We start from the raw sequence: 24,520 nt of genomic DNA on the forward strand, positions 1-24,520 counted from the left end.
GAACGGTTGAGACGGGGCGTGCCGCTATTGGCCACGCCCCGTTTTTTTACTGCTGGTGGTATTCGGCGATGCGGGCAATTTCGTTCTTCGAGCCCAGCATCACGCTGACGCGCTGGTGCAGTGCCTCGGGCTGGATGTCCAGGATGCGTTGCGTACCGTTGATGGAAGCACCGCCGGCCTGCTCGATCAGCATGCTCATCGGATTGGCTTCGTACATCAGGCGCAGCTTGCCGGCCTTCTCGGGTTCACGGGCATCCCAGGGGTACATGAAGACGCCGCCGCGATTCATGATGCGATGCACGTCCGACACCATCGAGGCGATCCAGCGCATGTTGTAGTTCTTGCCGAGCGGCCCGTCCTGGCCAGCCAGGCAGTCCTCGATGTAGCTGCGCATCTCGGGAGCCCAGTGGCGCATGTTGGACATGTTGATGGCAAATTCCTTGGTGTCTTCCGGGATGCGGATGTTTTCGCCCGTCAGGCACCAGGCACCCATTTCCCGATCCAGCGTGAAGCTGGCCACGCCATTGCCCGTGGTGAGCACCAGCATGGTCTGTGGGCCGTAGATGGCATAGCCGGCGGCAACCTGGCGGCTGCCGGGCTGCAGGAAATCGGCTTCTTCGATATCGCGTCCCCCGGCTCCGGCCGGGGCCTTCAGAACCGAAAAAATCGTACCGATCGAGACGTTGACATCAATGTTCGAGGAGCCATCGAGCGGATCGAACAGCAGCAGGTATTCGCCCTTGGGATAGCGATTGGGAATGCGGTGGATGGTGGTCATCTCTTCCGACGCCATACCCGCCAGGTGGCCGCCCCACTCATTGGCTTCGAGCAGGATGTCGTTGGACAGCACATCAAGCTTTTTCTGGATCTCGCCCTGTACATTTTCGCTGCCCAGACTGCCGAGCACGCCCTCCAGCGCACCTTTGCCGACAGCGTGGCCGATGGACTTGCAGGCGCGGGCCACAATTTCCAGCAGCAGACGCAGTTCGGGATCGATGGACTGGTGCTCGCGCTGTTGCTCGACCAGATAATGGGTCAGGGTCTTGTACTTCATTTGGCCTCCAGTGCGCCGAGATTCAGGGATTTTTGGATGATTTCCGACGTGTTGCGCGAGAGCGTTGGCTCGGCGGCGATCAGCTCGAGGGCGGCCAGCATCTTCTCGCGCAGTTCCGGGGCGTGTAGCGACCAGCGATCGAACACGCGCGCCAGGCGAGCGGCAATTTCGGGATTGACCGGGTCCAGCAGCAGCATCTGCTCGGCCCAGAAGGCATAGCCGGCACCATCTTCGAGATGGAAGTTGAGTGCGTTGTTCATGCAGAACTGGAAGACCAGTGCCCGTACCCGGTTGGGGGTCAGCAGCGTGAACGCCGGGTGCTGGGTCAGCTTGCGTACCAGGGCGACTGTGCTGTTGCAACTGGCGGCCTGTACGGCGAACCATTTGTCGACCACCAGCGGGTCGTGGTGCCAGCGGGTATAGAAGTCTCCCAGTGCATTCTGGGCGATGATGGTATCCGCATCATTGACCAGGCACGCCAGGGCGGCCAGCGAGTCTGTCATGTTGCCGGCCTTCTGGAACTGCTGTTGGGCCAGGCTCAGTCCATCCTGCTTGCGGGGGGCGCAGAGGTAGCTCAGCGCCAGGTTCTTGAGGGAACGCCGTCCTGCCGACAGGGGATCGGGCGAATAAGTGCCGGGCGTCATGTTTTCGTGATAGGTCTGCAGCCACAGGCTACCCAACTGGCGGCCGAGTTCGGCGCGCACGGCCAGCCGGGCCGCTGCCAGCCGGCCTGGGTGCATGGGACGCATGCGCTCGAGCAGGGTTTTTTCGAGCGGCAGGGCCAGTGCGCGGGCACGATAGGCCGGATCCAGTGTCGGGGTGTGCAGCAGTGTGGCCCAGACGCGAACCAGCGATGCACTCAGCGTGACCGGCTCGTCCAGGTCCATGTCGCGGGCATGGCGCAGAATCTCACGCGCCGCCAGTTCCTGGCCGGCTTCCCAGCGTGCAAAGGCATCCGGATCGTGTTCGGAGAGCAGGGCAAGATCTTCGTCGGTCCAGTTGTATTCCACGATAACGGGTGCCGAGAAATCGCGCAGCAGCGAGGGGACGGGGCGTTGCGCGATACCGTCGAAATGCCATTGCGCCTGCTCCTCACGCAGTTCGAGCAGCACGGTGTCGGACTGCTTGCCATTCAGGGTCAGCGGCAGCGGGGTGCCATCAGGAGCCAGCAGGCCCAGGGCGAACGGGATGTGGAAGGGACGCTTGACGTAATCTGCACCGCGTTGCGTTTCGAGACCGACCTTGTTGCAGTGCTGTTGCAGGGTAATGGTGCAACGTTGCGAGGAACTGTCATGCGTCAGGGTGACCTTGACGCGCGGCGTCCCGGCCTGGGCATACCAGCGTCGGAAAACCGAAAAATCCAGGCCAGGATGCTGGCGGGCGTAGACGGCTTCCATGGTGTCGACGAAGTCATCGCAGGTGACGGCCTGGCCGTCGAAGCGGGCGAAGTAATCATCCATGCCTTGCCGGAAACCCGCCTCGCCCAGCAGCCGATGCTGCATGCGGATGACCTCGGCCCCTTTTTCATAGACGGTGGCCGTGTAGAAGTTGCCGATTTCCTGGTAGCTTTCGGGGCGGATGGGGTGTGCCATCGGGCCGGCGTCTTCGGGAAACTGTGCGGCGCGCAGGGCAATGACATCGTCGATGCGCTTGACTGCGCGTGCGCTGACCTGTGCGGCGCGCAACTGGGCCAGTGCAGCAGACGAGCCGGCAGCAGCATCTTCCTCGCGACGTTGCAGCGCCTCGGCCATCATGTCGGCCGTGAATTCCTGGTCGCGGAAAACGGTCAGGCCTTCCTTCAGGCTGAGCTGGAACCAGTCGCGGCAGGTGACACGGTTGCCGGTCCAGTTGTGGAAGTATTCGTGGCCGATGACCGATTCGATGGCTTCGTAGTTGGCATCCGTGGCCGACTCGGGATGTGCCAGGACATAGGCTGCATTGAAAATGTTGAGGCCCTTGTTTTCCATGGCCCCCATGTTGAAATCGCGTGTGGCGACCACCATGAAGCGATCCAGGTCGAGTTCCAGCCCAAAGCGTTGCTCATCCCAGCGCAGGGCGCGCTCGAGAGAGTCCAGCGCCCATTCGGTCTGCGCCTCGGAACCAGGATCGCTGTAGACCTGCAACAGTACTTCCCGTCCTGAGGCGGTGCTGGTCGTTTTCTGGCGGCAGGCGAAGCGCCCTGCAACCAGGGCAAAAAGGTAGCTGGGCTTGGGGAAGGGGTCTTCCCAGACGGTTTCATGGCGGCCGTCGATCAGATCGGTACTGCCCACCAGATTGCCATTGGACAGCAGTACCGGGTAGGTGTTTTTGTCAGCCCGCAAGGTGACTTGGTAACGTGACATGACATCCGGACGGTCGGGGAACCATGTCATGCGACGGAAGCCTTCGGCTTCGCATTGCGTGAACAGGGATTCACCCGACACATACAGCCCCATGAGCTTGGTGTTGGCGTCGGGACGACACCGGCTGTCGATGGTCAGTGTGCAGCTATCCGGCAGGCCGGCGATCGACAGCGTGCGCTCGTTGAGTCGATAGCGGGCTGCTTCCAGGGGCTGGCCGTCGAGTTCAAGGCCCAGCAGTTCGATATCCTCGCCATCCAGGACCAGCAGGGTGTTGGCTGGTGTGCCCGGTACGCGCTGCAGGCGCAGCGTACTGCGGATGCGTGTGCCGGAAGGATCGAGATCGAATGCCAACTGGACGGTTTCGATACGGAACGGGTAGGGGCGGTAATCGCTGCGATGGATCGTGACGGCTGAATCGGTCTGCATGGTTATCCTGCCAGTACAGTAGGGCCGGCGTGATGCCGGTGCGGGTGAAATTCCGGATGCTATCGCCGGGGGAATCGGATTGATCTCGTTGCGAAGGCAGAATGATAGCCGTTCCTCGAGCCTGCGATATTGTAGTGGTTTGGCGCAGGACGGGACTGGCTGAACAGGAAACTTTCCGTGACCATGGCGGTCTTATGCACATGGTGTGGCAATGTCCTGTGGACAGTTGTGGCATGATCGCCGCAAAGTCCGGTCTTGCTGGACTTTCCCTTTTGGATGGAGCGTGAATGATGGAATGGATCAATCGGTGGTTTGGCCCCATGCGCAGTCTGCTGCTGGTGGCAGGTGCACTGGCCCTGGCCGGATGTGCCTCGACGCTGTCGGCCCGTGTCACGACGTTTGAACAATGGCCATCCGGGGTGGAGGGACAGACCTGGCAGTTTGCAACTGGTGAGGGCAACGGCCTGGAGGTCCAGGCCTATCAGGATATGGTGCGGGCGGCGATCGGTGCGACGGGGCTGGTCGAGGCCCGTGATGTGCCGGGACGTTTCGTGGTGGCGCTTGATTACGGTGCGGAAAGCCAGCCGCGTACGGTACGTCAGCCGATGCCTGACCCATTTTTATATGGTGGTTTCTATGGCCCCCGCTACTGGGGCTGGGGATACGGCCCGTGGGGCTATGGCCCTGACTGGGTGCCGGTAGAGGTGATTGCACAGCGCAACTACCTGACGGTCAGCATTCGCGACCGTTCACATGCAGATGAAGAGGTCTATCGATCGACGGCGGTGATCTGGTCCCAGGACGAAGCTCTGGCCAGTGTGATGCCGTATATGGTGAGTGCGGTATTTGACGGTTTTCCCGGTAACAATGGCCAGGTCAGAACCATTGAATACCGGGAACCCAGGTGACACAGAGTAGAATTATTTCTGGATCAGGAAGCTGTCGCGCTGCTTGCCTTCTGCTTCGGCAGCGGTGATCCAGCGCGGTGCCTTGCCGCGGCCAGTCCAGGTGTCGCCGGTTTCAGGATGGCGGTACTTGGGCTCGACGGTGCGCTTGACGCGGGGAGCTGCCGTCTTTTTGGCGCTGGTGCTGGTGCTGTCGGCGCTCTTGACTGCGCTGCGGCGGGCCGCTTTTTCGAATGCGGGGGCCAGTTCTTCCTGGGTAATGCCGTATTCGGAAATGGTACGGATAATTGATTGGACGATCGGCTTGCGTTGTTTCTGCAGGAGCACGTCGGCCTGTTTCTGCAGTTTCTGGATTTCCCGTTCAATACGGGCCTGCTGAACTGCGTAGTCGCTTCGAGCCATTTTTTAATTTTCCTTAATACTTGCCTGGGAGGTGGGGGCGAAATGCCCTTGATTTCAGCGTAGATTGTTATGGTATTCCGCCAGCATGACGGAAGCTAGATTATATACGTATAAATATGCGGTTTAGTATTCGCTAAAATCCGATAAATTGAAAAAAATTATGGCAGGAGCAGTGCGCAATAGAGCTTGTCTGTAAGCTCGATTGCCTGTTTTCCTGCTGAAATCCGATACAACATCCTTACTCTGCCAATTTGCGACGAATGAATATTGCTGAAAATTCCCTGACTATTGCCAAGTCCCTGTTGCTGGATCCCTGGGGGCTTTCCGAAAACGATATGGCTCGTGCCTTGGCGGAAATCTTCACCCGCCGGGTCGATTATGCAGATCTGTATTTTCAATATACGCGCAGCGAGAGCTGGAGCCTGGAAGAGGGTATCGTCAAAACGGGCAGCTTTGCCATTGACCAGGGTGTCGGGGTACGAGCCCTCAGCGGCGATCGCACGGCATTTGCCTATTCGGAAACGCTGGACCCCGAAGCGCTGCTGTCGGCTGCCAGGGCGGTCAAGGGGATCGGGGGCAGGGGCCATGGCAGGGTACGAATTGCGCCGGCAGATGACAACGCCGTTCAACGTGTCCTGTATCCCGCCCTTGATCCCTTGGCATCCTTGCCGGCACCCGACAAGGTTGCCTTGCTGGAGCGGGTCGAGCGCATGGCACGACAGAGCGATCCACGTGTCATTCAGGTCATGGCCAGCCTGGGGGCAGAGTACGATGTGATCATGGTGGCAGGCAGCGATGGACGTCTGGCGGCTGATGTGCGACCGCTTGTGCGCCTGTCCCTGACGGTTATCCTGGAGTCTCAGGGGCGTCGTGAAATCGGTACTGCAGGTGGCGGTGGACGTACCGACCTTGCATATTTCACCGATGACATCCTGCGTGGCTACGTGGAGCGGGCCGTCCACGAGGCGGGGGTCAATCTCGAGGCACGTCCGGCACCGGCTGGCGAAATGACCGTCGTGCTCGGCTCGGGCTGGCCGGGCATCCTGCTGCACGAGGCTGTCGGGCACGGCCTTGAGGGTGATTTCAATCGCAAGGGGTCCAGTATATTTTCCGGCCAGATCGGTCAGCGGGTGGCATCGCCTGGCGTCACGGTGGTCGATGATGGCACGCTCGAGGGCCGGCGTGGCTCGCTCAATATCGATGACGAAGGCCATGCCACGCAGCGCACGGTCCTTATCGAGGATGGCATCCTCAAGGGCTACATGCAGGACAGCCTCAATGCGCGTCTCATGAAAACGGCACCGACAGGCAATGGCCGGCGCGAGTCGTTTGCACACCTGCCGATGCCGCGCATGACCAATACCTATATGCTGGCCGGACAGCATGACCCGGCTGAAATCATCGCCTCCGTGCGTGATGGCCTTTATGCCGTCAATTTCGGTGGCGGACAGGTGGATATCACCAGTGGCAAGTTCGTGTTTTCAGCCTCGGAGGCCTATCGCATCGAAAATGGCCGGATTACCTATCCGGTCAAAGGAGCGACCTTGATTGGCAACGGACCGGATGCGATGAACCGGATCAGCATGATTGGGCATGATATGCAGCTTGATTCGGGAGTGGGGACCTGCGGCAAGGAGGGGCAGAGCGTACCGGTGGGAGTCGGCATGCCGACCGTACGCATGGAGGGCCTGACGGTGGGAGGGACAAATGCCTGATCGGATTATTCGATCGCTGTGATCTGATATTTTTATTTTGTGAAATAAATCGCTGTTCTTATTAACTGAACGCAAGGTTGCGTTAATCATTACATCGTTTGTTTGAATATTCGGATTGTGCAAAGGTATTTGCATAAATGAGAAATCCCCTGCTCATCGATCAGTGAACAGGGGATTTTTTTGGATATTTTTAGTACTCGTACTATTTTCAGTCTTCGCGGCGCAGATGCGGAAACAGGATCACGTCGCGGATACTGGGACTGTCGGTCAGCAGCATAACCAGGCGATCAATGCCGATACCGCAGCCGCCAGTCGGTGGCATGCCGTATTCCAGTGCACGGATATAGTCGGCATCGAAATACATGGCTTCTTCATCGCCGGCATCCTTGGCCTCGACCTGCTTGCGGAACCGCTCTGCCTGGTCTTCGGGGTCATTCAGCTCCGAGAAGCCGTTGGCGATCTCGCGACCTGTGATGAACAGTTCGAAACGCTCCGTAATGCCCGGCTGCGTGTCCGAGGCACGTGCCAGTGGCGAGACTTCGACCGGATAGTCGATGATGAACGTCGGGTGCCACAGTTGCGATTCTGCCGTTTCTTCGAACAGGGCCAGTTGCAGCGCACCCTTGCCGGCGCGGGCCAGTTGCGGGCCGTTGACGTCTGCGCCACGCTTCTTGAGTTCGGTGCGCAGGAAGGCTTCGTCGTCGAGCTGGGCCGCCGTGAAGGACGGCTCGTACTTGAGAATCGCCTCGACGATAGTCAGGCGATCGAACGGCAGGGAAAGATCCAGCGTGCGCTCCTGGTAGGTCAGTGTGGCGGTGCCGGAGGCGTCGATGGCTGCCTGGCGGATCAGGGATTCGGTGAAATCCATCAGCCAACGATAGTCTGCGTACGCGGCGTAGAACTCCATCATGGTGAATTCAGGATTGTGCCGGGGGCTGACGCCTTCGTTGCGGAAGTTGCGATTGACTTCGAAGACCCGCTCAAAGCCCCCGACGATCAGTCGCTTCAGATACAGCTCGGGCGCAATGCGCAGGAACATTTCCATGTCCAGCGCATTGTGGTGTGTGATAAATGGCTTGGCAGCCGCTCCGCCAGGGATGGGGTGCAGCATGGGGGTCTCGACCTCAAGGAAGCCATGGTCGATCATGTGACGGCGAATGCTGCTGATGGCATTGCTGCGTGCGCGGAATGTTTGGCGCGTGGCATCGGTCATGACCAGGTCGACATAGCGTTGTCGATAGCGCAGCTCCTGGTCGGCTACACCGTGAAACTTGTCGGGCAGGGGACGTAGCGACTTGCTCAGCAGGCGGATGGCGCTGGCGTGGATCGACAATTCGCCTTTCTTGGTCTTGAAGACTGTACCTTCGATGCCCAGGATATCGCCGATATCCCATTGCTTGAATGCGGCATAGGATTCCTCACCCAGCGCATTGCGATCCAGGTAGATCTGGATGCGACCGCTGCCATCCTGCAAGGTGGCGAAGCTGGCCTTGCCCATGATGCGCTTGAGCATCATGCGGCCGGCAACGCGGGCCGGTGTCTGCTGCGCTTCAAGGGTTTCCGCTTCGACTTCGTCGTAGCGGGCGTGCAGGTCGGCGGCGTGATCGGCCGGGACGAAATCGTTGGGATAGGGATTGCCGGCTTCGCGCAGTTTGCCCAGTTTGGCGCGGCGTTCGGCGATCAGGCGGTTCTCGTCCAGGGCAATGCTATCGGAAGGGGAGGCAGCTTGGGTCATGGTATTCGAAGGAATGCGTAAGAGTGCAAAAGAAAAATAGCCTGCAGGCCATGCGGCTCAGTCGTAGTTGCGGATGTCGTCGATTTCGGTCTGGCCGAAATCGGCACGCGCCAGATAGGCCAGGATGCGTCTGGCGACATGCTCGGGAGCACTGAGCTGGCCATCGGCGTGCAGCGCCTGGAAACGCCCCAGCGCAGGAAAGGCGGCCGGATCGGCTGCGCGGATCTCGCCCTGCATGCCGGTATCGACCACGCCGGGTGCCAGCGCCACGACACGCGCGCCCTGTACGCCCAATGCCGCCTGCTCCTGCTTGAGGACACGGGTGTACATGTCGAGCGCTGCCTTGGTGGTGCAGTAGGTGGCCCAGCCCGCCATGGGGTTGCGTCCGGCACCCGATGAAATGTTGAGCACGCAGCGATCCTGGCTGCGTCCGGTGCTGGCTTGCAGGAAGGCGGCCGTCAGCGCCATGGGCGCGACGATATTGAGCTGCATGGCCTGGCTGGCCAGGTGGATCGCTTCTGCCTGCAAGGCCTCGGCCGCCACGATGGGGGCGACCGTGCCGGCATTGTTGATCAGCAGCATCCGCTCGGCCCTGGCCGGCAGGGCTGCGATCATTTCATCGCAGAGCCGCTGGAGTTGCGCGGGATCGGAGAGGTCGCCGGTCAACTGGTGCAACCGGGCACCTGTGCCGCGGGCCTGCGCAGCCAGGGCAGGGCTTTCCTGGCGGGCAATGGCGATGACACAGGCGGCTGGTCCCAGCAACTGGTGCGCCAGGGCTGCGCCCAGGCCACGCGATGTGCCCGTGACCACGGCCAGTGTGTCGCAATGTTGTCCGGAGGCTGTTTGTGCCGTGTCGGTCGGGCGCATCTCAGACACCCTGCTTCAGGCTGGCCTGGATGAAGGGGTCGAGATCGCCATCCAGGACTTTCTGAGTGTTGGAGATTTCGACGTTGGTACGCAGATCCTTGATGCGGCTCTGGTCGAGTACGTAGGAACGGATCTGGTGGCCCCAGCCCACATCGGTCTTGCTGTCTTCCAATTTCTGCTGCTCGGCCATGCGGTTGCGCATTTCCTGCTCGTACAGGCGGGATTTCAGCATTTGCATGGCTTCGGCGCGGTTGCGATGCTGTGAGCGGTCGTTCTGGCACTGCACCACGATGCCGCTGGGCGTGTGCGTGATCCGGACGGCCGAATCGGTCTTGTTGATGTGCTGGCCGCCCGCACCGCTGGCACGGTAGGTATCGATGCGCAGGTCGGCCGGATTGATCTCGATTTCGAACGAGTCGTCGATCTCGGGATAGACGAAGACGCTGGCGAACGAGGTGTGGCGCCCGCCAGACGAGTCGAACGGGCTCTTGCGCACCAGGCGATGCACGCCGGTTTCGGTACGCAGAAAGCCGAAGGCATGGTCGCCCTCGATCTTGATCGTGGCCGACTTGATGCCGGCGATATCGCCTTCGGACTCTTCCAGGATCTGCGCTGCGAAACCCTTGCGCTCGGCGTACTTGAGGTACTGGCGCAGCAGCATGGAAGCCCAGTCCTGGGCCTCTGTGCCGCCAGCGCCGGCCTGGATGTCCAGGAAGCAGTTGAGCGGATCGGCCGGGTTGTTGAACATGCGGCGGAACTCCAGCCCCTCGAGCAGTTCACGATAGCCCTCGGCATCCTGCTCGATGGCTTCGAGCGTGGCATCGTCGCTGTCGGCCTTGGCCATGTCGAAGAGTTCGAGACTATCGGTAATGCCCTGGCCCAGGGTGGTCAGGGTCAGCACGATATCTTCGAGGGCCTTTTTCTCGCGGCCCAGGTCCTGGGCGTGCTTGGGATCGTTCCAGACGTTGGGATCCTCGAGTTCGGCGTTGACTACATCCAGGCGTTCAGACTTGGCATCGTAGTCAAAGATACCTCCGAAGAATGCCCGCCCGCTCGGCGTAGTCGTTGAGGCGGGATTCGATCTGGTTCTGGCGTTCTGCTTCCATCAAAATTATCCTGTGGCGCGCGATCCCGGTACATGCCGTACTGGTTCACGCTAATATTGTGCGAATGGGATTCGAATTCGATTTTAACGCGTCGGGTGGGCGGCATGTCCGCACGACGGTGTATTTACAGGGAGTCCACTCATGTCCGACACGACCGAACCCCGGCTGCAGGCGGTTCTGTGTTCCAGCCCCGGCGGGCTGCATCGCATGGCCTACTGGGAGTGGGGGGCACCCGACAATGATCGTGTCCTGCTGTGCGCACACGGCCTGACCCGCACCGGCCGGGATTTCGATACCCTGGCTCGCCGACTGGCGCAGCGCTACCGCGTGGTGTGTCCCGATGTGGTCGGGCGCGGGCGCTCGGACTGGCTGGCGAACGCATCATTTTATACGGTTCCGCAATATGTTGGAGATATGCTGACTTTGCTGGCCCGTATCCAGCCGCGCGAACTCCATTGGGTAGGTACCTCCATGGGGGGGCTGATCGGCCTGGGGCTGGCGGGCGCGCGTGCCTCGCAGGCCCGATTGGTCCGGCCGGAACCCAATGGGGCGTGGTCTCCCATGTCTGCTGAACTGGGCCAACTACGCTTTGCCAGCATGACGCTCAATGATGTCGGGCCGCATCTGGAGGCCGGTGCCCTGGCACGGATCACCGAATACCTGGCGCAGCCGCTGGTGTTTCCCTCTTTCGAGCTGGCCGTGGCGTATGTCCGTCAGGTGTCGGCGTCATTCGGACCGCACAGCGAGGCGCAATGGCAGGAATTGACGCGCCATGTCTTTGTGCAGACGGCGGCAGGCTGGGTCAAGCACTATGATCCGGGCATTGCGCTGGCTGTCAACCTTGATGGTGCTGCACTGGCCATGGGCGAGCAGATCCTGTGGCAGGCATATGCGTCGCTCGAATGTCCGGTGCTGATCTGCCGGGGTAACGAGTCAGACCTGTTCGCACGGCGCACTGCCTATGAAATGCTGGAGCGGCAGGATCGTGCGCAACTGGCAGAGTTCGAAGGCGTGGGCCATGCGCCCACGTTCATGCAGGCAGAGCAACTGGCCGTGCTGGAGGATTTCCTGGCTCAGGCTGTGTAAGGGTCGGCGATGCCCATGCCTGCCAGGATGCGGGTTTCGATCGCTTCCATGGCCTCGGCCTCATCGGGTTCGATGTGGTCGAAGCCCAGCGCATGCAGCACTCCGTGTATGGTCAGGTGTGCTGCATGGTGCTGCCACGGCTTGCCCTGTTCGACCGCTTCACGGTCCAGGACCGGTACGCACAGCACGATATCGCCGGCTGCAACACCATCGGGATCGATGCCATACTCGAAGGTGAGCACATTGGTTGCGTAGTCTCGCTGGCGGTAGTCGCGATTCAGGGCCTGGCCTTCCTCGGCATCGACCAGCCGCAGAGTCAGCACGACTTCATTGGCCGGCAGCAGATCGTGGTGGTGCAGGTCGCGCAGGGCTGCCTCGGCCCAGCGGCGCAGCCTCCCGCGCGGCAAGCGTGTTTCGGGCATGCCATATTGCACGGAAAAATGCAGGGCCGGTGCGGTATCGGCAGGCTGTGCCGTGCCGTGGGCACTTGCCGAAGGGCGACGATCAGTCATGACGCTGTCTGCCTTCCTGCCGGTTGTCGCGCAGCGTTTGTTGTTCGGCCTGATCATAGGCATCGACGATGCGTGCTACCAGCGGATGGCGAACCACATCCTGGCTGGTGAAGGTCGTGGTGGCGATTCCCTGCACGTTGGCCAGCACGCGGGCCGCATGTGCCAGACCGCTCTGCTGGCCCTTGGGCAGATCGATCTGCGAGGGGTCGCCGGTAATGACGGCCTTGCTGCCGAAGCCGATCCGGGTCAGGAACATTTTCATCTGCTCCGGCGTGGTGTTCTGGGCCTCGTCCAGAATTACGAACGCATGGTTGAGCGTGCGGCCGCGCATGTATGCCAGCGGTGCGATTTCGATGGTCTGTTTCTCAAACAGTCGCTGCACTTTTTCGATGCCCATCAGATCGTACAGAGCATCGTAGAGTGGGCGCAGATAAGGGTCGACTTTCTGCGCCAGATCGCCCGGCAGGAAGCCCAGCCGCTCGCCTGCCTCGACGGCTGGCCGGGTCAGGATCAGCCGGTGTACGCTTTCACGTTCCAGCGCATCAATGGCGCAGGCCACGGCGAGCCATGTCTTGCCCGTGCCGGCAGGGCCTACGCCAAAGGTGATGTCGTGATCCAGGATGTTCTGCAGATATTCGCGCTGGCGTGGTGTGCGGGGTCGCAGGTCGCTCTTGCGGGTACGCAGCACGATGGGGCTGTCCATGGCTATGCTGCTGCCGGCTGTGTCAGGCGCACTGTCATTGCCTGCGGGCTCGGGTATGCTGTCCTGAGGTCGTCCGGCACCCATTTCGACCAGTCCCAACTGGATGTCGTCGACCGACAGGGGGCCGTGCACTGCGCGTTCGTGAAAGACGCGCACGGCCTGGCCGGCCTGTGCGGCGCGCTCGCCATCAAGGGTAATGCGGCTGCCGCGTCGGCTCAGGCGCACGCCCCAGCCGTCAGCCAGCTGGCGCAGGTTTTCATCCAGTGGGCCACAGAGATTGGACAACTGTTGATTGTCACCATCGAGCAGGATCACGACGGGCAGGCGGGAGCCACCGGCATGGCGGGAGGATGTATTCATGCGTGCTCTTCCTCCAGGCGGACACGTCCGCGCAGGGTGTTGGTGGTGACGGCGGTAATATCGATATCGACCATCTGGCCGATCAGACGCTGCGGGGCAGGGAAATTGACCGAGCGGTTGTTCTCGGTCTTGCCTGTCAGTTCATTCGGATCACGACGCGATGGCCCTTCGACCAATACACGCTGTACGCTGCCAACCATGGATTGGCTGATGCCCAGGGCATATTCGTTGATGTGGGCCTGCAGCCGTTGCAACCGCTTGAGCTTGACGTCCTGCGGCGTGTCATCGACCAGATCCGCCGCCGGCGTGCCAGGACGGCGCGAGTAGACAAACGAGAAAGACTGGTCGAAGCCGACGTCTTCGATCAGTTTCATGGTTTTCTCGAAATCATCCTCGGTTTCTCCGGGGAACCCCACAATGAAGTCAGATGACAGCGACAGGTCGGGGCGCACGGCATGCAGCTTGCGGACGATGGATTTGAATTCGAGCGTGGTGTAGCCGCGCTTCATGGCTGCCAGGATGCGGTCGCTGCCTGCCTGTACAGGCAGGTGCAGAAACGATACCAGCTTGGGCAGCTTGCCGTAGGCAGCGATCAGCCGCGGCGTCATTTCCTTGGGGTGGGACGTGGTGTAGCGAATCCGTTCCAGCCCGGGAATTTCGTGGAGGTATTCGAGCAGCATGGCGAAATCGGCGATCTCGCCGCTGTCGCCCATGCTGCCGCGATAGGCGTTGACGTTCTGCCCCAGCAGCGTGACCTCGCGCACACCCTGGTCGGCCAGATCGGCGACCTCGAGCAGCACATCATCGAACGGACGCGACACTTCGGCCCCGCGCGTGTAGGGCACCACACAGAAGCTGCAATACTTGCTGCATCCCTCCATGATCGAGACGAACGCCGATGGGCCTTCGACACGCGGAGGCGGCATGGCATCGAATTTCTCGATTTCGGGAAAACTGATGTCTACCTGCGAACGTCCTTGCTCGCGGCGACGTGCGATCAGTTCGGGCAGGCGGTGCAGGGTCTGGGGGCCGAACACTACATCGACATAAGGTGCTCGCTTGACGATAGCCTCGCCTTCCTGGCTGGCGACACAGCCGCCCACGCCGATGATGAGCTCCGGATTCTTGCGCTTCAGGTCGCGCACACGGCCCAGGTCGGAGAAGACTTTCTCCTGGGCCTTTTCGCGCACCGAACAGGTATTGAACAGGATGATGTCGGCATCTTCTGGCGTCTGGGTCAGTTCCAGACCCTGGTCGGCATGCAGGACGTCGGCCATCTTGTCCGAGTCATACTCGTTCATCTGGCAGCCGAAGGTACGGATGTAGAGCTTGCGTGCCGGTCGTGGCGAGCCGTCTGACGGCTCGGGGATGGCCAGCGCTGACAGCGGATCGGCCTGGGTGGGGGCTGGAGCGGGCGTGATGCCGGCGCGACGGAGGGCAGTTTCTTTCATGGCAGTGCCGTAGCGGGTGAATATCCCGGGGGCGGGGATCGTGTGGTTCAAAAAAGTGCCGGACGCATCCCGCAAGGCGAGGCGTCCGGTGGATGGGCGAAAAGGCCGGATGGCCCTTCGTCCGGGGCTGCGCGCGAGGCTCGGCGCAGCCTTGTTCAGTTCATCAGTTCAGCTGCAGGGTCTTCGTCTTTCTTGACCGGCTTGACCAGATCCTCGCGTGTCACGCCCAGCCACATGGCAATGGCCGCTGCAACGAAGACCGAGGAATAGATACCGAACCAGATGCCGATGGTCAGGGCCATCGCGAAATAGTGCAGTGTCGGGCCGCCGAAGAAGAAGATCGACAGCACGACCATCTGGGTCGAGCCGTGGGTGATGATGGTACGCGAGATCGTCTGGGTGATCGAGCTGTCGATCACTTCGGAGACTTCCATCTTGCGTTGCTTGCGGAAGTTTTCGCGGATCCGGTCCATGATGACCACGGATTCGTTGACCGAGTAACCCAGCACGGCCAGCACGCCAGCCAGTACGGCCAGTGAGAACTCCCACTGGAAGAAGGCGAAGAAGCCCAGGATGATGACCACGTCGTGAAGGTTGGCCACGACACCCGCTACCGCGAATTTCCATTCGAAGCGGAAACCGAGGTAGACCATGATGCCGACGGCCACGAACAGCAGCGCCAGCAGGCCGTTGTAGACCAGTTCCTGACCGACCTGAGGGCCGACGAATTCGACGCGGCGCAGCTCGACGCCATTGTCGATCGTGCGCAGGGCATCCATAACCTTCTCGCTCTGGGTCGCGGTGGTCTGCCCCTCGCCCAGCGGCAGTCGGATCATGACGTCGCGCGAGGTACCGAAGTTCTGCACCTGGAAATCGGTGTAGCCCAGGCTGGATACCGCCGAACGCACCTGATCAAGCTGGGCCGTCTGGGGGTAGTTGACCTCCATGATCGTGCCGCCGGTGAATTCGATCGACAGATTGAAGCCACGCAGCACGATGAAAACCACGGCGGCGACAAAGGTAATCAGGCTGATCAGGTTCAGGATCAGCGCATGACGCATGAACGGGATGGTGCGATGTATGCGAAACAGTTCCATGGTATTGGCTCGTAATGTGTTCGGTCGGCAGGGCCGGCGTCAGTCCTTGGGTTTCCAGACCTGGCCGATCGAGATCTTCTGCAGCTTCTTGCGGCTGCCATACCAGAGGTTGACGAGTGCACGCACGGCAACGATGGCCGAGAACATCGAGGTCAGCACCCCAAGCACGTGTACGACGGCGAATCCGCGGATGGGGCCCGAACCGAACGCCAGCAGCGCAACGCCGACGATCAGGGTCGTGAGGTTGGAGTCGAGAATCGTGCCCCAGGCCCTTTCGAAGCCAAGGTTGATGGCCTGTTGCGGAGAGGCTCCGCCACGCAGTTCTTCGCGGATCCGTTCGTTGATCAGCACGTTGGAGTCAATTGCCATCCCCAGGGCCAGCGCCAGTGCGGCAATCCCGGGCAGGGTCAAGGTAGCTTGCAGCAGGGACAGCAGTGCGAGCAGCAGCAGGACATTGAGCGCCAGACCAAGGGTCGAGAAAATCCCGAACAATGCATAGTAAAGGATCAGGAAAATGGCAATGGCGATGAAGCCGTACAGCGTGGCATTGAAGCCCTGGGCAATGTTGTCGGCCCCCAGGCTCGGGCCGATGGTGCGTTCCTCGATGATTTCCATCGGTGCAGCCAGCGAGCCGGCACGCAGCAGCAGCGCTACATCGGCGGCTTCTTCGGCGGTCATGCTGCCGGAGATCTGCACGCGGCCACCGGGGATCTCGCCACGAATGACCGGGGCGGTCACGACTTCGCCCTTGCCCTTTTCGAACAGCAGGATGGCCATGCGCTTGTTGACGTTGTCGCGGGTCACGTCGCGGAAAATGCGCGAACCGTTGGCGTCGAGCGTGAGGTGAACAGCAGCCTGCTGGGTCTGTGAGTCGCGGCCAGGCTGGGCATCCTGCAGGTTTTCGCCGGTCAGGATGATCTGGCGGCGTACCAGCAATGGGCGTCCATCACGGTCGTCGTAGCGTTCCAGACCAAATGGCACGCGGCCCGAGGCCAGTGCGCTCTGGGCGCTGGGGCTGTCGTCGACCAGGCGGATCTCGAGGGTGGCGGTACGGCCGAGAATTTCCTTGGCGCGGGCCACGTCCTGTACACCGGGCAACTGGACCACGATGCGGTCGGCTCCCTGTTGCTGGATCACGGGCTCGGAAACGCCCAATTCATTGATCCGGTTGTGCAGGGTGGTGATGTTCTGGCGCAGGGCATTGTCCTGGGTGGCCCGCAGGGTAGCGGGCGTCAGGATGCCACGCAGTTGCGGGTTGCTGCCGTCAATTTCGGTGAATTGCAGGTCAGCCAGGTCAGTGCGCAGCTTGGCCAGGCCAAGGTCGCGTGCCTCGGCAGACGGGAATGTAGCGATGATGCTGTCGCCGGCGCGTTCGACGCCGGTCACTTCGATGCGGGCATCACGCAGAATGGTGCGGGCATCGGTGGCCAGGCGCTCGTAGCGCTTGAGCATGGCGTCCTGCATGTCGACCTGCAGCAGGAAGTGCACGCCGCCGCGCAGATCCAGACCCAGGTACATGGGATGGGCACCGATGGCACTGAGCCATGCGGGCGAAGCCGACAGCAGGTTCAGCGCCACGGTATAGGACGGATCGGACGGATTCGGATTGAGGGTACGTTCGATCAGGTCACGCGCCTGCAATTGCAGGTCGGTGTTGGCAAAACGGACGCGGACAGTACCCACGGGGCCGTTTTGCTCGAATTGTCCGCCGGTATGTTCGATACCGGCCTGATCCAGCGTGGCGAGCACGCGTTCGAGCATGGCGCCGTCGATGCGGACGACGCTTTTCGCGCTCGACACCTGAACGGCAGGCGATTCGCCATACAGGTTGGGGAGGGTGTAGAGCAGACCGATGACAACCGCCACAACGACGGTGAGGTATTTCCAGATCGGGTAGCGGTTCATCGTGGTATGACCTTACAGCGTTTTGATGGTTCCCTTGGGCAGCAGCGTGCCGACAGCACTCTTCTGGACCAGGATTTCGACGGGCTTGTCGGTGTGCTCGGCGATATCGATGGTCAGATAGGCGTCGCCCACCTTGGTGATCTTGCCGACGATGCCGCCAGCGGTGACGACTTCGTCACCCTTGCCCAGGGCTGCGATCATGTTGCGCTGTTCTTTCTGGCGCTTCATCTGCGGACGGATCATCAGGAAATAGAGGATCACGAACATCAGGATGATCGGCAGCATGCCGATCAGCGCGTTGCCTTCGGCCGGGGCGGCCTGGGCCAGGACCAGGCCGAGAGTGTCGGGAGTAATCATGTGTGCTCCTTGGTTGTGAAATTTTGATAACCGGTAATTGTAGCGGTTCAGACGCCGCGTGCGCGGTCGGCGGCAAATTGTTTGCGCCAGGCCTCGAATGTACCTGCAGAAATGGCCTCGCGCATTTCGCGCATGATGGTCAGGTAGAAGTGCAGATTGTGCAGCGTGTTGAGCCGTGCCCCGGTGATTTCGTTGGCACGTTGCAGATGGTGCAGGTAGGCCCGGCTGAAATGGCTGCAGGTATGGCAACTGCAGCTTTCATCCAGCGGCTGGGTGTCGTCGCGATAGCGGGCATTGCGGATCTTGACATCGCCAAAACGGGTGAACAGCCAGCCATTGCGGGCGTTGCGGCTGGGCATCACGCAGTCGAACATGTCGACGCCGCTGGCCACGCCATCGACCAGGTCTTCCGGCGTGCCTACACCCATCAGGTAGCGTGGCCGGTCGGCCGGCAGGCGCGGCGTAGTGTGCGCGAGGATGCGCAGCATATCTTCCTTGGGTTCGCCCACCGACAGGCCGCCGATGGCATAGCCGTGGAAACCGATGTCGGTCAGGCCGGCCAGGGACTCATCGCGCAGTGTCTCGTACATGCCGCCCTGGACAATCCCGAACAGGGCATTGGGGTTCTCGAGGCGGTCGAATTCGTCGCGCGAACGGCGGGCCCAGCGCAGCGACATGCGCATCGACTGGGCTGCTTCGTCGAGCGTGGCGGGGCGATCCTTGATCTTGTAGGGAGTGCATTCGTCGAACACCATGGCAATGTCCGAGTTCAGCGAACGCTGGATGCGCATGGATTCTTCCGGTGTCAGGAACAGCCGGGCACCATCGATGGGCGAGGCAAAACGGACACCTTCTTCCGTGATCTTGCGCATCCCCTGCAGGCTGAAGACCTGGAAGCCGCCCGAGTCGGTCAGCAGGGGCTTGTTCCATTGCATGAATCCATGCAGCCCGCCGTGCTTGTCCATGACTTCGGTGCCGGGACGCAGCCAGAGGTGAAAGGTATTGCCCAGCACGATCTGGGCACCGATCTCGTGCAGTTCGTGCGGCAGCATGGCCTTGACGCTGCCATAGGTGCCGACAGGCATGAAAATGGGCGTCTCGACCACGCCGTGGTTGAGCGTCATGCGGCCGCGGCGGGCCTTGCCATCAGTGGCTTCCAGGGTAAAGTTCAGTCCGGTCATGTGGCGATATCGTGAGTTGTGTTCCAGTGCGGAATCGTATGGCAGCATGTCTTTCAGACGCTGGCGGGCGGTTCGATGAACATGGCATCACCGTAGCTGAAAAAGCGGTAGCGCGCGGCCACGGCATGCGCATAGGCACGACGGATCGGCTTCATGCCGGCCAGGGCCGAAACCAGCATCAGCAGGGTGGACTGTGGCAGGTGGAAGTTGGTGATCAGGGCATCGACGGCGCGGAAGCGGTAGCCCGGTGTGATGAACAGTCGGGTGTCGCCCTGCCGGGTCGCGCCGGCGGCATCCTCTGCCGCCTGGGCGGCCGCTGCCTCCAGGGCCCGCACGCTGGTGGTGCCGACGGCGATGACGCGTCCGCCTGCCGCCCGGGTGCGGGCGCATTGCGCGAGTACCTCGGCCGGTACGACGAAGCGCTCGGCATGCATGACATGATCGCGCAGGTTGTCGACGCGAACGGGCTGGAACGTCCCGGCACCGACGTGCAGCGTCACGAATGCCCGGGCGATGCCCTGGTGGTCGAGCTGGGCCAGCATGGCTTCGTCGAAGTGCAGCCCGGCAGTCGGTGCGGCGACTGCGCCGGGCTGTGCGGCATAGACGGTCTGGTAGCGCTGGTCATCGACCTCATCGGCCGCATGCGTGATGTAGGGCGGCAAGGGCAAGGCTCCATGCTGCTCAAGCAACGTCAGGGGATCTTCCGGAAACTGCAGCTCGAAGAGCTCTCCCTGGCGGCCGATGACTTCGGCATCGAATGCCTCGGCAAGATGTAACGACATGCCGGGGCCCGGTGATTTGCTGGCACGGACATGACACAATGCGCGGAACCCGTCGAGAATGCGCTCGACCAGCACTTCGACCTTGCCGCCCGAGGCCTTGTGGCCGAGCAGGCGTGCCTTGATTACGCGCGTATTGTTGAAGACCAGCAGGTCGCCGCTGCGCAGCAGGTTGGGCAGGTTGACGAATTGCCGGTCATGCAGCCGGCTTTCTGCATCCAGGTGCAGGAGGCGGCTGCCGCGACGGCTGGCCGCTGGGGTCTGGGCGATCAGCTCGGCGGGCAGATCGTAGTTAAAATCCGAAAGTTGGAAATCGGCGGTCACGTGACTGGCTGAATGCGGGTTGAGTGTGGGATCCGCGCCTGCAGTTGCAGCGCGGAAAGGCAGCATTATCGCAAAACCGGACGGAAGCGGTGGATGGGTATGTATCGTAAGGCTAGCAGGTCCGGCGCAGTCCGGTCGTTTTGTGCGCTGGCGGCCGGCGCGCTGTTCTGCATGGCGACAGCCGGCGCGTGGGCGCAGGCGCTGCCCGACAGCGTCAACCAGGCCTGGGCCAAGTCGGGGTTGCCGGAAGCGGCCAGGTCGCTGTATGTGCAGGAAATCGGCCAGCCGCCATTGTGGCAGATCAGCATCGATACGCCCCGCAATCCGGCGTCGGTCATGAAGCTGGTCACGACCTGGGCGGCGCTGTCCGAACTCGGTCCCAGCTATACCTGGCGCACCGAGATGCTGGCCGATCCGGGAGCCCTGCCCGATGCCCAGGGGCGTCTCAATGGCCCCCTCTACATCCGGGCCAGTGGCGATCCCATGCTGCGTTTCCAGGATTTCTGGAATCTGTTGCGCGAATTGCGCCTGCGCGGCGTCAAGCAGCTTGGCGATATCGTCGTGGATCGCAGCGTGTTCGGTGCGGTGTCGATCGATCCCGGCGCATTCGATGGCTCCGCCGATCGGGCCTACAACGCCAGTCCGGATGCATTCATGGTGGGGTTTGGGGCCACCCGGCTGTTGTTTCTGCCGGACCCGGTGGCACGCAAATGGACGCCGGTCATGGATCCACCGCTCAATGGCGTACGCTTCGAGGGCGAGGTCACCTGGAGTGATGCGCGCTGTCCCGGTGCGCCGGTGGTGTCGACTACCCCGGTCATCACGCCTGATGGTGTTCGCATCCGGTTGGCCGGCACGGTGGCAGGTTCATGCGGTGAGTTCAGTTTCTACCGTCTGGCACAATCCCAGCCGGAGCAGACCGAGCAGGTACTGCGCTATCTCTGGCGCGAACTGGGTGGAGAGCTGCGCGGCCGGATTCGCAACGGCACGGTGCCGGTCGATGCGGTGCTGTTGGCAGCGCACGAATCCCCCCCGCTGATCGAGGCGATCAGCCTGATCAACAAGTTCAGCAATAACGTGGCTGCGCGCAATCTGCTGCTGACGCTGGGTGCCGAATCCGGGCAACGGCCCGCGCAGGTTGCGACGGCAGCCCAGACTGCTGCCAACGTCCTGGCACGGCAGGGTATCGATGTCGCGGGCCTCAATATCGATAATGGTGCAGGCCTGGCGCGCCGGGCCAGTGTTTCTGCGACCACGCTGGGACACATGCTGGAAGCGGCCTGGCTGTCGCCGCGCATGCCGGAGTATGTGTCGTCGATGGCGATCCTGGGGCTGGATGGAACTGTTCGCCGACGCCTGCGGGATCGCGATACACAGGGCATGGCGCATCTCAAGACGGGCTCATTGCGCGATGTCCGTGCCATTGCCGGCTACGTGACCAGCGCCAGTGGCAAGCGCTATATCGTGGTGAGTATGATCAATCACGACAATGCCATTGCCGGTCGCGCCTATGAGGACTCACTGATCGACTGGCTGATCAGGCAGTAATGATCAGCCTCGGTGTACCAGCATGGGGTAGCTGAACAGCCCATAGTGCACCAGGTTGACGATAAAGTGTACCGCCACGCTGGCGGCCAGTCCGCCACGCCGGTAGGCGATACCATAGCCCAGCCCGGCTACGCCTGCCAGCAGTATCCAGGGCCAGCCGCCTGCGGCATGCGCCAGTCCGAACAGCAAGGCCGATGCGGGCAGGGCACAGCGGGCGGCGACATCCCCCATGCGGGTCAGCCCGCCTTGTATGTAGCCTCTGAACAGGGCCTCTTCGGTCAGGCAGGTCAGCAGCAGGTTGCTGGCGATCCAGAGTGTCGCTGCCGGCCCCAGTCCAGGGGCCCAGTCTATCCAGCCCGCACTCCACGCCGCTCCCAGGCACACGACAAGGGTGATACTGGTGACAGCAGGGACTGATGCGGCGGCCTGTCGCAATGAGTATGGGCCGACAATCCACGGGCATGCCAGCAGCAGCCAGAGGCCGATCAGGGGCTTGTCGAGGTTGAGATACAGCGAGTAAGGGACGGTGTCGGGAGCGTTGCGGACATGCTGCAACATGGCGGCGTTGCCGAAGCCTGGCAGCAGGTGCAGGGCCAGGCCAACGGTCACGGCAATGAACAGGAGATGCCCTGCGACCTGCAGGTCTTGCCGGCCGTTCTTGCGAACGGCCACGGCAGCCATCAGCAACAGCCCAAGCCAGGGCAGGGCGAGCGCATCAAGGTGTCCGAAGAACAGCGCCAGGCCATAGCCTGCCAGTCCCATGATCAATAGCAGGTGCCAGGCGCTTCTGTCCATGGATATCGCCCGGGTGCCAACAGGGACGTGTGTCCGGCTCAGGCCTGTTCCGGCGGGCGTGCTGCAGGCGTGGCGGTGCTATCCAGCAACTGACCATACCAGTGCAGTTCTTCACCCAGTTGTGCCACATCACCAACGATCAGAAGCGCTGGTGCAACGATAGTGTGCTGGCGGGCCAGCACCGGCATGGTATCCAGCGTGCCGATCAGCGTGCGTTGGTGAGGCATGCTGCCATGTTCGATCAGGGCACAGGGCGTGGTTGCATCGTATCCATGGTCTTGCAGCCTGCTCCGGATCAGGTCGAGCTGGCTGACGCCCATGTAGAACACCAGCGTCTGGCTGGAGCGCGACAGGGCGGCCCAGTCGGGTTCGGCAGTGCTGCCCTTGGTGTGTGCCGTGATCAGATGGACCGACTGTGCATGCTCGCGGTGTGTCAGTGGAATCCCGCTGTAGGCTGCACAGGCCAGCGCAGCCGTGATTCCCGGAATGACGCAGTAAGGTATGTCGTGCGCCCTGAGGTGTTGCAGTTCTTCGCCGCCACGACCAAAGATGAAGGCATCGCCACCTTTGAGACGGACGACGTGCAGCCCCTGTTGTGCATACTCGATCATCTGTTCGTGGATATGCAACTGGGTCTGCCGGTGATTTTCGCCAGGATGCTTGCCGACATCGACGCGATGTGCATCGCGTCGTGCCATGGCCAGTATATCGGTGCTGACCAGCCGGTCATACAGAATCACGTCTGCTTCATTCAGTGCACGCAGTGCCTTGAGTGTGAGCAACCCTGGATCGCCGGGGCCTGCTCCCACCAGACTGACCTTGCCTTTGGGAGCAAATGCATCGGGTTCTGCCAGCGCTTGCTGCAATGCGGCCTCGGCCTCTTCCGGGCGAGACTGGCGCACCAGACTGGCGATGGGGCTGTCGAGTAGCCAACTGTAGAAGGTACGGCGGGGGCCCAGTTGCGGATAGGCCTGGCGGATGGCGTTGCGATGACGTTGCAGCAGTCGGGCCAGCGCACCCAGAGAATGATCGAACAGGGTTTCGATCTGTTCGCGCAACCGGCGCGCCAGCATGGGGGCAATACCGGCCGAGGAAATGGCGATCTGCACGGGCGATCGGTCAATCACGGCAGGTACCTGAAAGCCGGACAGACCGGCGTTGTCCACGACATTGACCCATATCCGGCGGGCCTCGCCGAGCGTAGCGATGCGCTGGTTCAGTTCGCCGTCGTCGGTGGCGGCAATCACCAGCCAGGCATCATCCAGCCAGTCGGCTGCGAAGGAGCCATCAAGATGTCGTATCCGCCCCTCGTCACGCCATGCTGTCAGCACGGGGGTCAGGTCTGGGGCACCAATCGATAGTCTGGCACCCGCCGAAAGCAGCATTTCTGCCTTGCGTTCTGCCACTTCACCACCACCGACCACCAGAACGGCCCGGTCTTTCAGATCTAGGAAAACGGGATACAGATTCATGCTGGCGATATGGCTGAAAAAGACAGATGCGAAAAGTCCGAGATTATGTCATCTGGTGCGCTGCTTCAGGACTTTTTATTTCTTTTCGCAATATGCTTAACCTTTATATGCTGGAAGTAGACATTTTGGCCTGGCCTGCTATGATGAAATCTTCTCATTGGCACAATCCACAGGAGATAAACATGGCTACTCGCAAGACTGCAACCGAAACCACGGATCCCAAGGACACCCTGATCGAAAGCGTGCGTACCAGCCTCGATGAGGCCGAAAAGCTCCTGAAAGAGGCAGCTTCCAGCACCGGAGACAAGGCCTCTGAGTTGCGCGAAAAGGCGCTCAATTCTCTCAAGAGCACGCGGCTCACGCTGCAGGATGCCCAGGAAGAAGTGCTGGCCCGCGGC

21 protein-coding genes are annotated in these 24,520 nt (G+C 61.5%); 5 read left to right on the forward strand and 16 right to left on the reverse strand.

The features are described from left to right. Positions 1–46 precede the first annotated feature (46 nt). Positions 47–1,054: a class 1 fructose-bisphosphatase gene (locus ABN482_RS00265; RefSeq protein WP_349502105.1), complete on the reverse strand. Its 1,008-nt coding sequence runs from the start codon at positions 1,052–1,054 to the stop codon at positions 47–49. Further along, positions 1,051–3,822 carry an aminopeptidase N gene (pepN, locus tag ABN482_RS00270; RefSeq protein ID WP_349502106.1) on the reverse strand — a complete coding sequence of 924 codons (2,772 nt, stop codon included), beginning with the start codon at positions 3,820–3,822 and terminating at the stop codon, positions 1,051–1,053. The genes ABN482_RS00265 and pepN overlap by 4 nt, the downstream gene beginning before the upstream one ends. Positions 3,823–4,142: 320 nt before the next feature. Between pepN and ABN482_RS00275 the strand changes: the two genes are divergently transcribed. Next, positions 4,143–4,730, forward strand: a complete 588-nt coding sequence (locus ABN482_RS00275) for a DUF4136 domain-containing protein (RefSeq protein ID WP_349502107.1) — start codon at positions 4,143–4,145, stop codon at positions 4,728–4,730. A gap of 12 nt (positions 4,731–4,742) precedes the next feature. Here ABN482_RS00275 and ABN482_RS00280 read toward each other — a convergent pair whose 3' ends face one another. Further along, positions 4,743–5,129: an H-NS histone family protein gene (locus tag ABN482_RS00280; protein WP_349502108.1), complete on the reverse strand. Its 387-nt coding sequence runs from the start codon at positions 5,127–5,129 to the stop codon at positions 4,743–4,745. Positions 5,130–5,389: 260 nt separating this feature from the next. On the opposite strand from ABN482_RS00280, the gene tldD reads away from it, so the two are divergent. Then, entirely contained in the window at positions 5,390–6,844 is a 1,455-nt protein-coding gene (gene tldD, locus ABN482_RS00285; RefSeq protein ID WP_502877204.1) for a metalloprotease TldD, read from the forward strand. A 208-nt stretch (positions 6,845–7,052) separates the two neighbouring features. Here the strand turns inward: tldD and lysS are convergent, their stop codons facing one another. From lysS to prfB, 3 genes are all read right to left on the reverse strand, one after another. Next, positions 7,053–8,579, reverse strand: coding sequence for a lysine--tRNA ligase (lysS, locus tag ABN482_RS00290; protein WP_349502110.1), 1,527 nt, complete (start codon positions 8,577–8,579; stop codon positions 7,053–7,055). 57 nt (positions 8,580–8,636) lie between these two features. Further along, positions 8,637–9,446 (reverse strand): SDR family NAD(P)-dependent oxidoreductase, encoded by an 810-nt coding sequence (locus tag ABN482_RS00295; RefSeq protein ID WP_349502111.1) that lies wholly within the window; start codon positions 9,444–9,446, stop codon positions 8,637–8,639. Between the two features lies 1 nt (position 9,447). Further along, positions 9,448–10,552, reverse strand: a protein-coding gene (prfB, locus tag ABN482_RS00300) for a peptide chain release factor 2 (protein ID WP_349502112.1) whose coding sequence is annotated in 2 segments (ribosomal slippage) — positions 9,448–10,470 and positions 10,472–10,552 — 1,104 coding nt in all. Because the reading frame shifts where the segments join, the coding sequence is not laid out codon by codon here. A gap of 141 nt (positions 10,553–10,693) precedes the next feature. Between prfB and ABN482_RS00305 the strand changes: the two genes are divergently transcribed. Next, positions 10,694–11,638 carry an alpha/beta fold hydrolase gene (locus tag ABN482_RS00305; protein ID WP_349502113.1) on the forward strand — a complete coding sequence of 315 codons (945 nt, stop codon included), beginning with the start codon at positions 10,694–10,696 and terminating at the stop codon, positions 11,636–11,638. On the opposite strand, the gene ybeY is transcribed toward ABN482_RS00305, so the two are convergent. The 8 genes from ybeY to queA form a co-directional block, all read right to left on the reverse strand. Beyond that, the gene (gene ybeY, locus ABN482_RS00310; protein ID WP_502877205.1) at positions 11,626–12,150 is read right to left on the reverse strand and encodes an rRNA maturation RNase YbeY; all 525 of its coding nucleotides are present in this window, start codon (positions 12,148–12,150) and stop codon (positions 11,626–11,628) included. The genes ABN482_RS00305 and ybeY overlap by 13 nt on opposite strands. After that, positions 12,143–13,213, reverse strand: coding sequence for a PhoH family protein (locus ABN482_RS00315; protein ID WP_349502114.1), 1,071 nt, complete (start codon positions 13,211–13,213; stop codon positions 12,143–12,145). Before ABN482_RS00315 ends, ybeY begins: the two co-directional genes overlap by 8 nt. Beyond that, positions 13,210–14,664 (reverse strand): tRNA (N6-isopentenyl adenosine(37)-C2)-methylthiotransferase MiaB, encoded by a 1,455-nt coding sequence (gene miaB / locus ABN482_RS00320; RefSeq protein WP_349502115.1) that lies wholly within the window; start codon positions 14,662–14,664, stop codon positions 13,210–13,212. The genes ABN482_RS00315 and miaB overlap by 4 nt, the downstream gene beginning before the upstream one ends. A 155-nt stretch (positions 14,665–14,819) precedes the next feature. After that, positions 14,820–15,761, reverse strand: coding sequence for a protein translocase subunit SecF (gene secF, locus ABN482_RS00325; RefSeq protein ID WP_349502116.1), 942 nt, complete (start codon positions 15,759–15,761; stop codon positions 14,820–14,822). Positions 15,762–15,800: 39 nt separating this feature from the next. Beyond that, the gene (gene secD, locus ABN482_RS00330) at positions 15,801–17,666 is read right to left on the reverse strand and encodes a protein translocase subunit SecD (RefSeq protein WP_349502117.1); all 1,866 of its coding nucleotides are present in this window, start codon (positions 17,664–17,666) and stop codon (positions 15,801–15,803) included. Positions 17,667–17,678: 12 nt separating this feature from the next. After that, positions 17,679–18,023 (reverse strand): preprotein translocase subunit YajC, encoded by a 345-nt coding sequence (yajC, locus tag ABN482_RS00335; protein WP_349502118.1) that lies wholly within the window; start codon positions 18,021–18,023, stop codon positions 17,679–17,681. Between the two features lie 47 nt (positions 18,024–18,070). Further along, the gene (gene tgt, locus ABN482_RS00340) at positions 18,071–19,204 is read right to left on the reverse strand and encodes a tRNA guanosine(34) transglycosylase Tgt (RefSeq protein WP_109060363.1); all 1,134 of its coding nucleotides are present in this window, start codon (positions 19,202–19,204) and stop codon (positions 18,071–18,073) included. 53 nt (positions 19,205–19,257) lie between these two features. Then, on the reverse strand, positions 19,258–20,373 hold the full coding sequence (queA, locus tag ABN482_RS00345) for a tRNA preQ1(34) S-adenosylmethionine ribosyltransferase-isomerase QueA (RefSeq protein ID WP_502877206.1): 1,116 nt from the start codon (positions 20,371–20,373) through the stop codon (positions 19,258–19,260). Positions 20,374–20,406: 33 nt separating this feature from the next. Here queA and dacB point away from each other — a divergent pair, with 33 nt between their 5' ends. After that, positions 20,407–21,855 carry a D-alanyl-D-alanine carboxypeptidase/D-alanyl-D-alanine endopeptidase gene (gene dacB, locus ABN482_RS00350; RefSeq protein ID WP_502877207.1) on the forward strand — a complete coding sequence of 483 codons (1,449 nt, stop codon included), beginning with the start codon at positions 20,407–20,409 and terminating at the stop codon, positions 21,853–21,855. Positions 21,856–21,858: 3 nt separating this feature from the next. Here the strand turns inward: dacB and ABN482_RS00355 are convergent, their stop codons facing one another. Together ABN482_RS00355 and cysG are read right to left on the reverse strand one after the other, a co-directional pair. After that, positions 21,859–22,650 (reverse strand): CPBP family intramembrane glutamic endopeptidase, encoded by a 792-nt coding sequence (locus tag ABN482_RS00355; RefSeq protein ID WP_349502121.1) that lies wholly within the window; start codon positions 22,648–22,650, stop codon positions 21,859–21,861. A gap of 38 nt (positions 22,651–22,688) precedes the next feature. Further along, positions 22,689–24,122, reverse strand: a complete 1,434-nt coding sequence (cysG, locus tag ABN482_RS00360; protein WP_349502122.1) for a siroheme synthase CysG — start codon at positions 24,120–24,122, stop codon at positions 22,689–22,691. A 182-nt stretch (positions 24,123–24,304) separates the two neighbouring features. On the opposite strand from cysG, the gene ABN482_RS00365 reads away from it, so the two are divergent. Further along, positions 24,305–24,520 (forward strand): ElaB/YgaM/YqjD family protein (locus ABN482_RS00365; protein ID WP_349502123.1); only part of this gene is annotated, 216 nt, incomplete at its 3' end.

The sequence above is a fragment of the Corticimicrobacter sp. genome, assembly GCF_040137905.1.
Classification (GTDB): Bacteria; Pseudomonadota; Gammaproteobacteria; order Burkholderiales; family Burkholderiaceae_B; genus Corticimicrobacter.

What these genes read in the sequence shown, in the direction of transcription:
- secF (WP_349502116.1), bottom strand. Translation starts at nt 15,761, where the DNA reads ATGGAACTGTTTCGCATACATCGCACCATCCCGTTCATGCGTCATGCG.
- ABN482_RS00265 (WP_349502105.1), bottom strand. Translation starts at nt 1,054, where the DNA reads ATGAAGTACAAGACCCTGACCCATTATCTGGTCGAGCAACAGCGCGAG.
- pepN (WP_349502106.1), bottom strand. Translation starts at nt 3,822, where the DNA reads ATGCAGACCGATTCAGCCGTCACGATCCATCGCAGCGATTACCGCCCC.
- ybeY (WP_502877205.1), bottom strand. Translation starts at nt 12,150, where the DNA reads ATGACTGATCGTCGCCCTTCGGCAAGTGCCCACGGCACGGCACAGCCT.
- yajC (WP_349502118.1), bottom strand. Translation starts at nt 18,023, where the DNA reads ATGATTACTCCCGACACTCTCGGCCTGGTCCTGGCCCAGGCCGCCCCG.
- ABN482_RS00305 (WP_349502113.1), top strand. Translation starts at nt 10,694, where the DNA reads ATGTCCGACACGACCGAACCCCGGCTGCAGGCGGTTCTGTGTTCCAGC.
- queA (WP_502877206.1), bottom strand. Translation starts at nt 20,373, where the DNA reads ATGCTGCCTTTCCGCGCTGCAACTGCAGGCGCGGATCCCACACTCAAC.
- secD (WP_349502117.1), bottom strand. Translation starts at nt 17,666, where the DNA reads ATGAACCGCTACCCGATCTGGAAATACCTCACCGTCGTTGTGGCGGTT.
- lysS (WP_349502110.1), bottom strand. Translation starts at nt 8,579, where the DNA reads ATGACCCAAGCTGCCTCCCCTTCCGATAGCATTGCCCTGGACGAGAAC.
- ABN482_RS00315 (WP_349502114.1), bottom strand. Translation starts at nt 13,213, where the DNA reads ATGAATACATCCTCCCGCCATGCCGGTGGCTCCCGCCTGCCCGTCGTG.
- ABN482_RS00280 (WP_349502108.1), bottom strand. Translation starts at nt 5,129, where the DNA reads ATGGCTCGAAGCGACTACGCAGTTCAGCAGGCCCGTATTGAACGGGAA.
- tgt (WP_109060363.1), bottom strand. Translation starts at nt 19,204, where the DNA reads ATGACCGGACTGAACTTTACCCTGGAAGCCACTGATGGCAAGGCCCGC.
- ABN482_RS00275 (WP_349502107.1), top strand. Translation starts at nt 4,143, where the DNA reads ATGCGCAGTCTGCTGCTGGTGGCAGGTGCACTGGCCCTGGCCGGATGT.
- cysG (WP_349502122.1), bottom strand. Translation starts at nt 24,122, where the DNA reads ATGAATCTGTATCCCGTTTTCCTAGATCTGAAAGACCGGGCCGTTCTG.
- tldD (WP_502877204.1), top strand. Translation starts at nt 5,390, where the DNA reads ATGAATATTGCTGAAAATTCCCTGACTATTGCCAAGTCCCTGTTGCTG.
- miaB (WP_349502115.1), bottom strand. Translation starts at nt 14,664, where the DNA reads ATGAAAGAAACTGCCCTCCGTCGCGCCGGCATCACGCCCGCTCCAGCC.
- ABN482_RS00295 (WP_349502111.1), bottom strand. Translation starts at nt 9,446, where the DNA reads ATGCGCCCGACCGACACGGCACAAACAGCCTCCGGACAACATTGCGAC.
- ABN482_RS00355 (WP_349502121.1), bottom strand. Translation starts at nt 22,650, where the DNA reads ATGGACAGAAGCGCCTGGCACCTGCTATTGATCATGGGACTGGCAGGC.
- dacB (WP_502877207.1), top strand. Translation starts at nt 20,407, where the DNA reads ATGTATCGTAAGGCTAGCAGGTCCGGCGCAGTCCGGTCGTTTTGTGCG.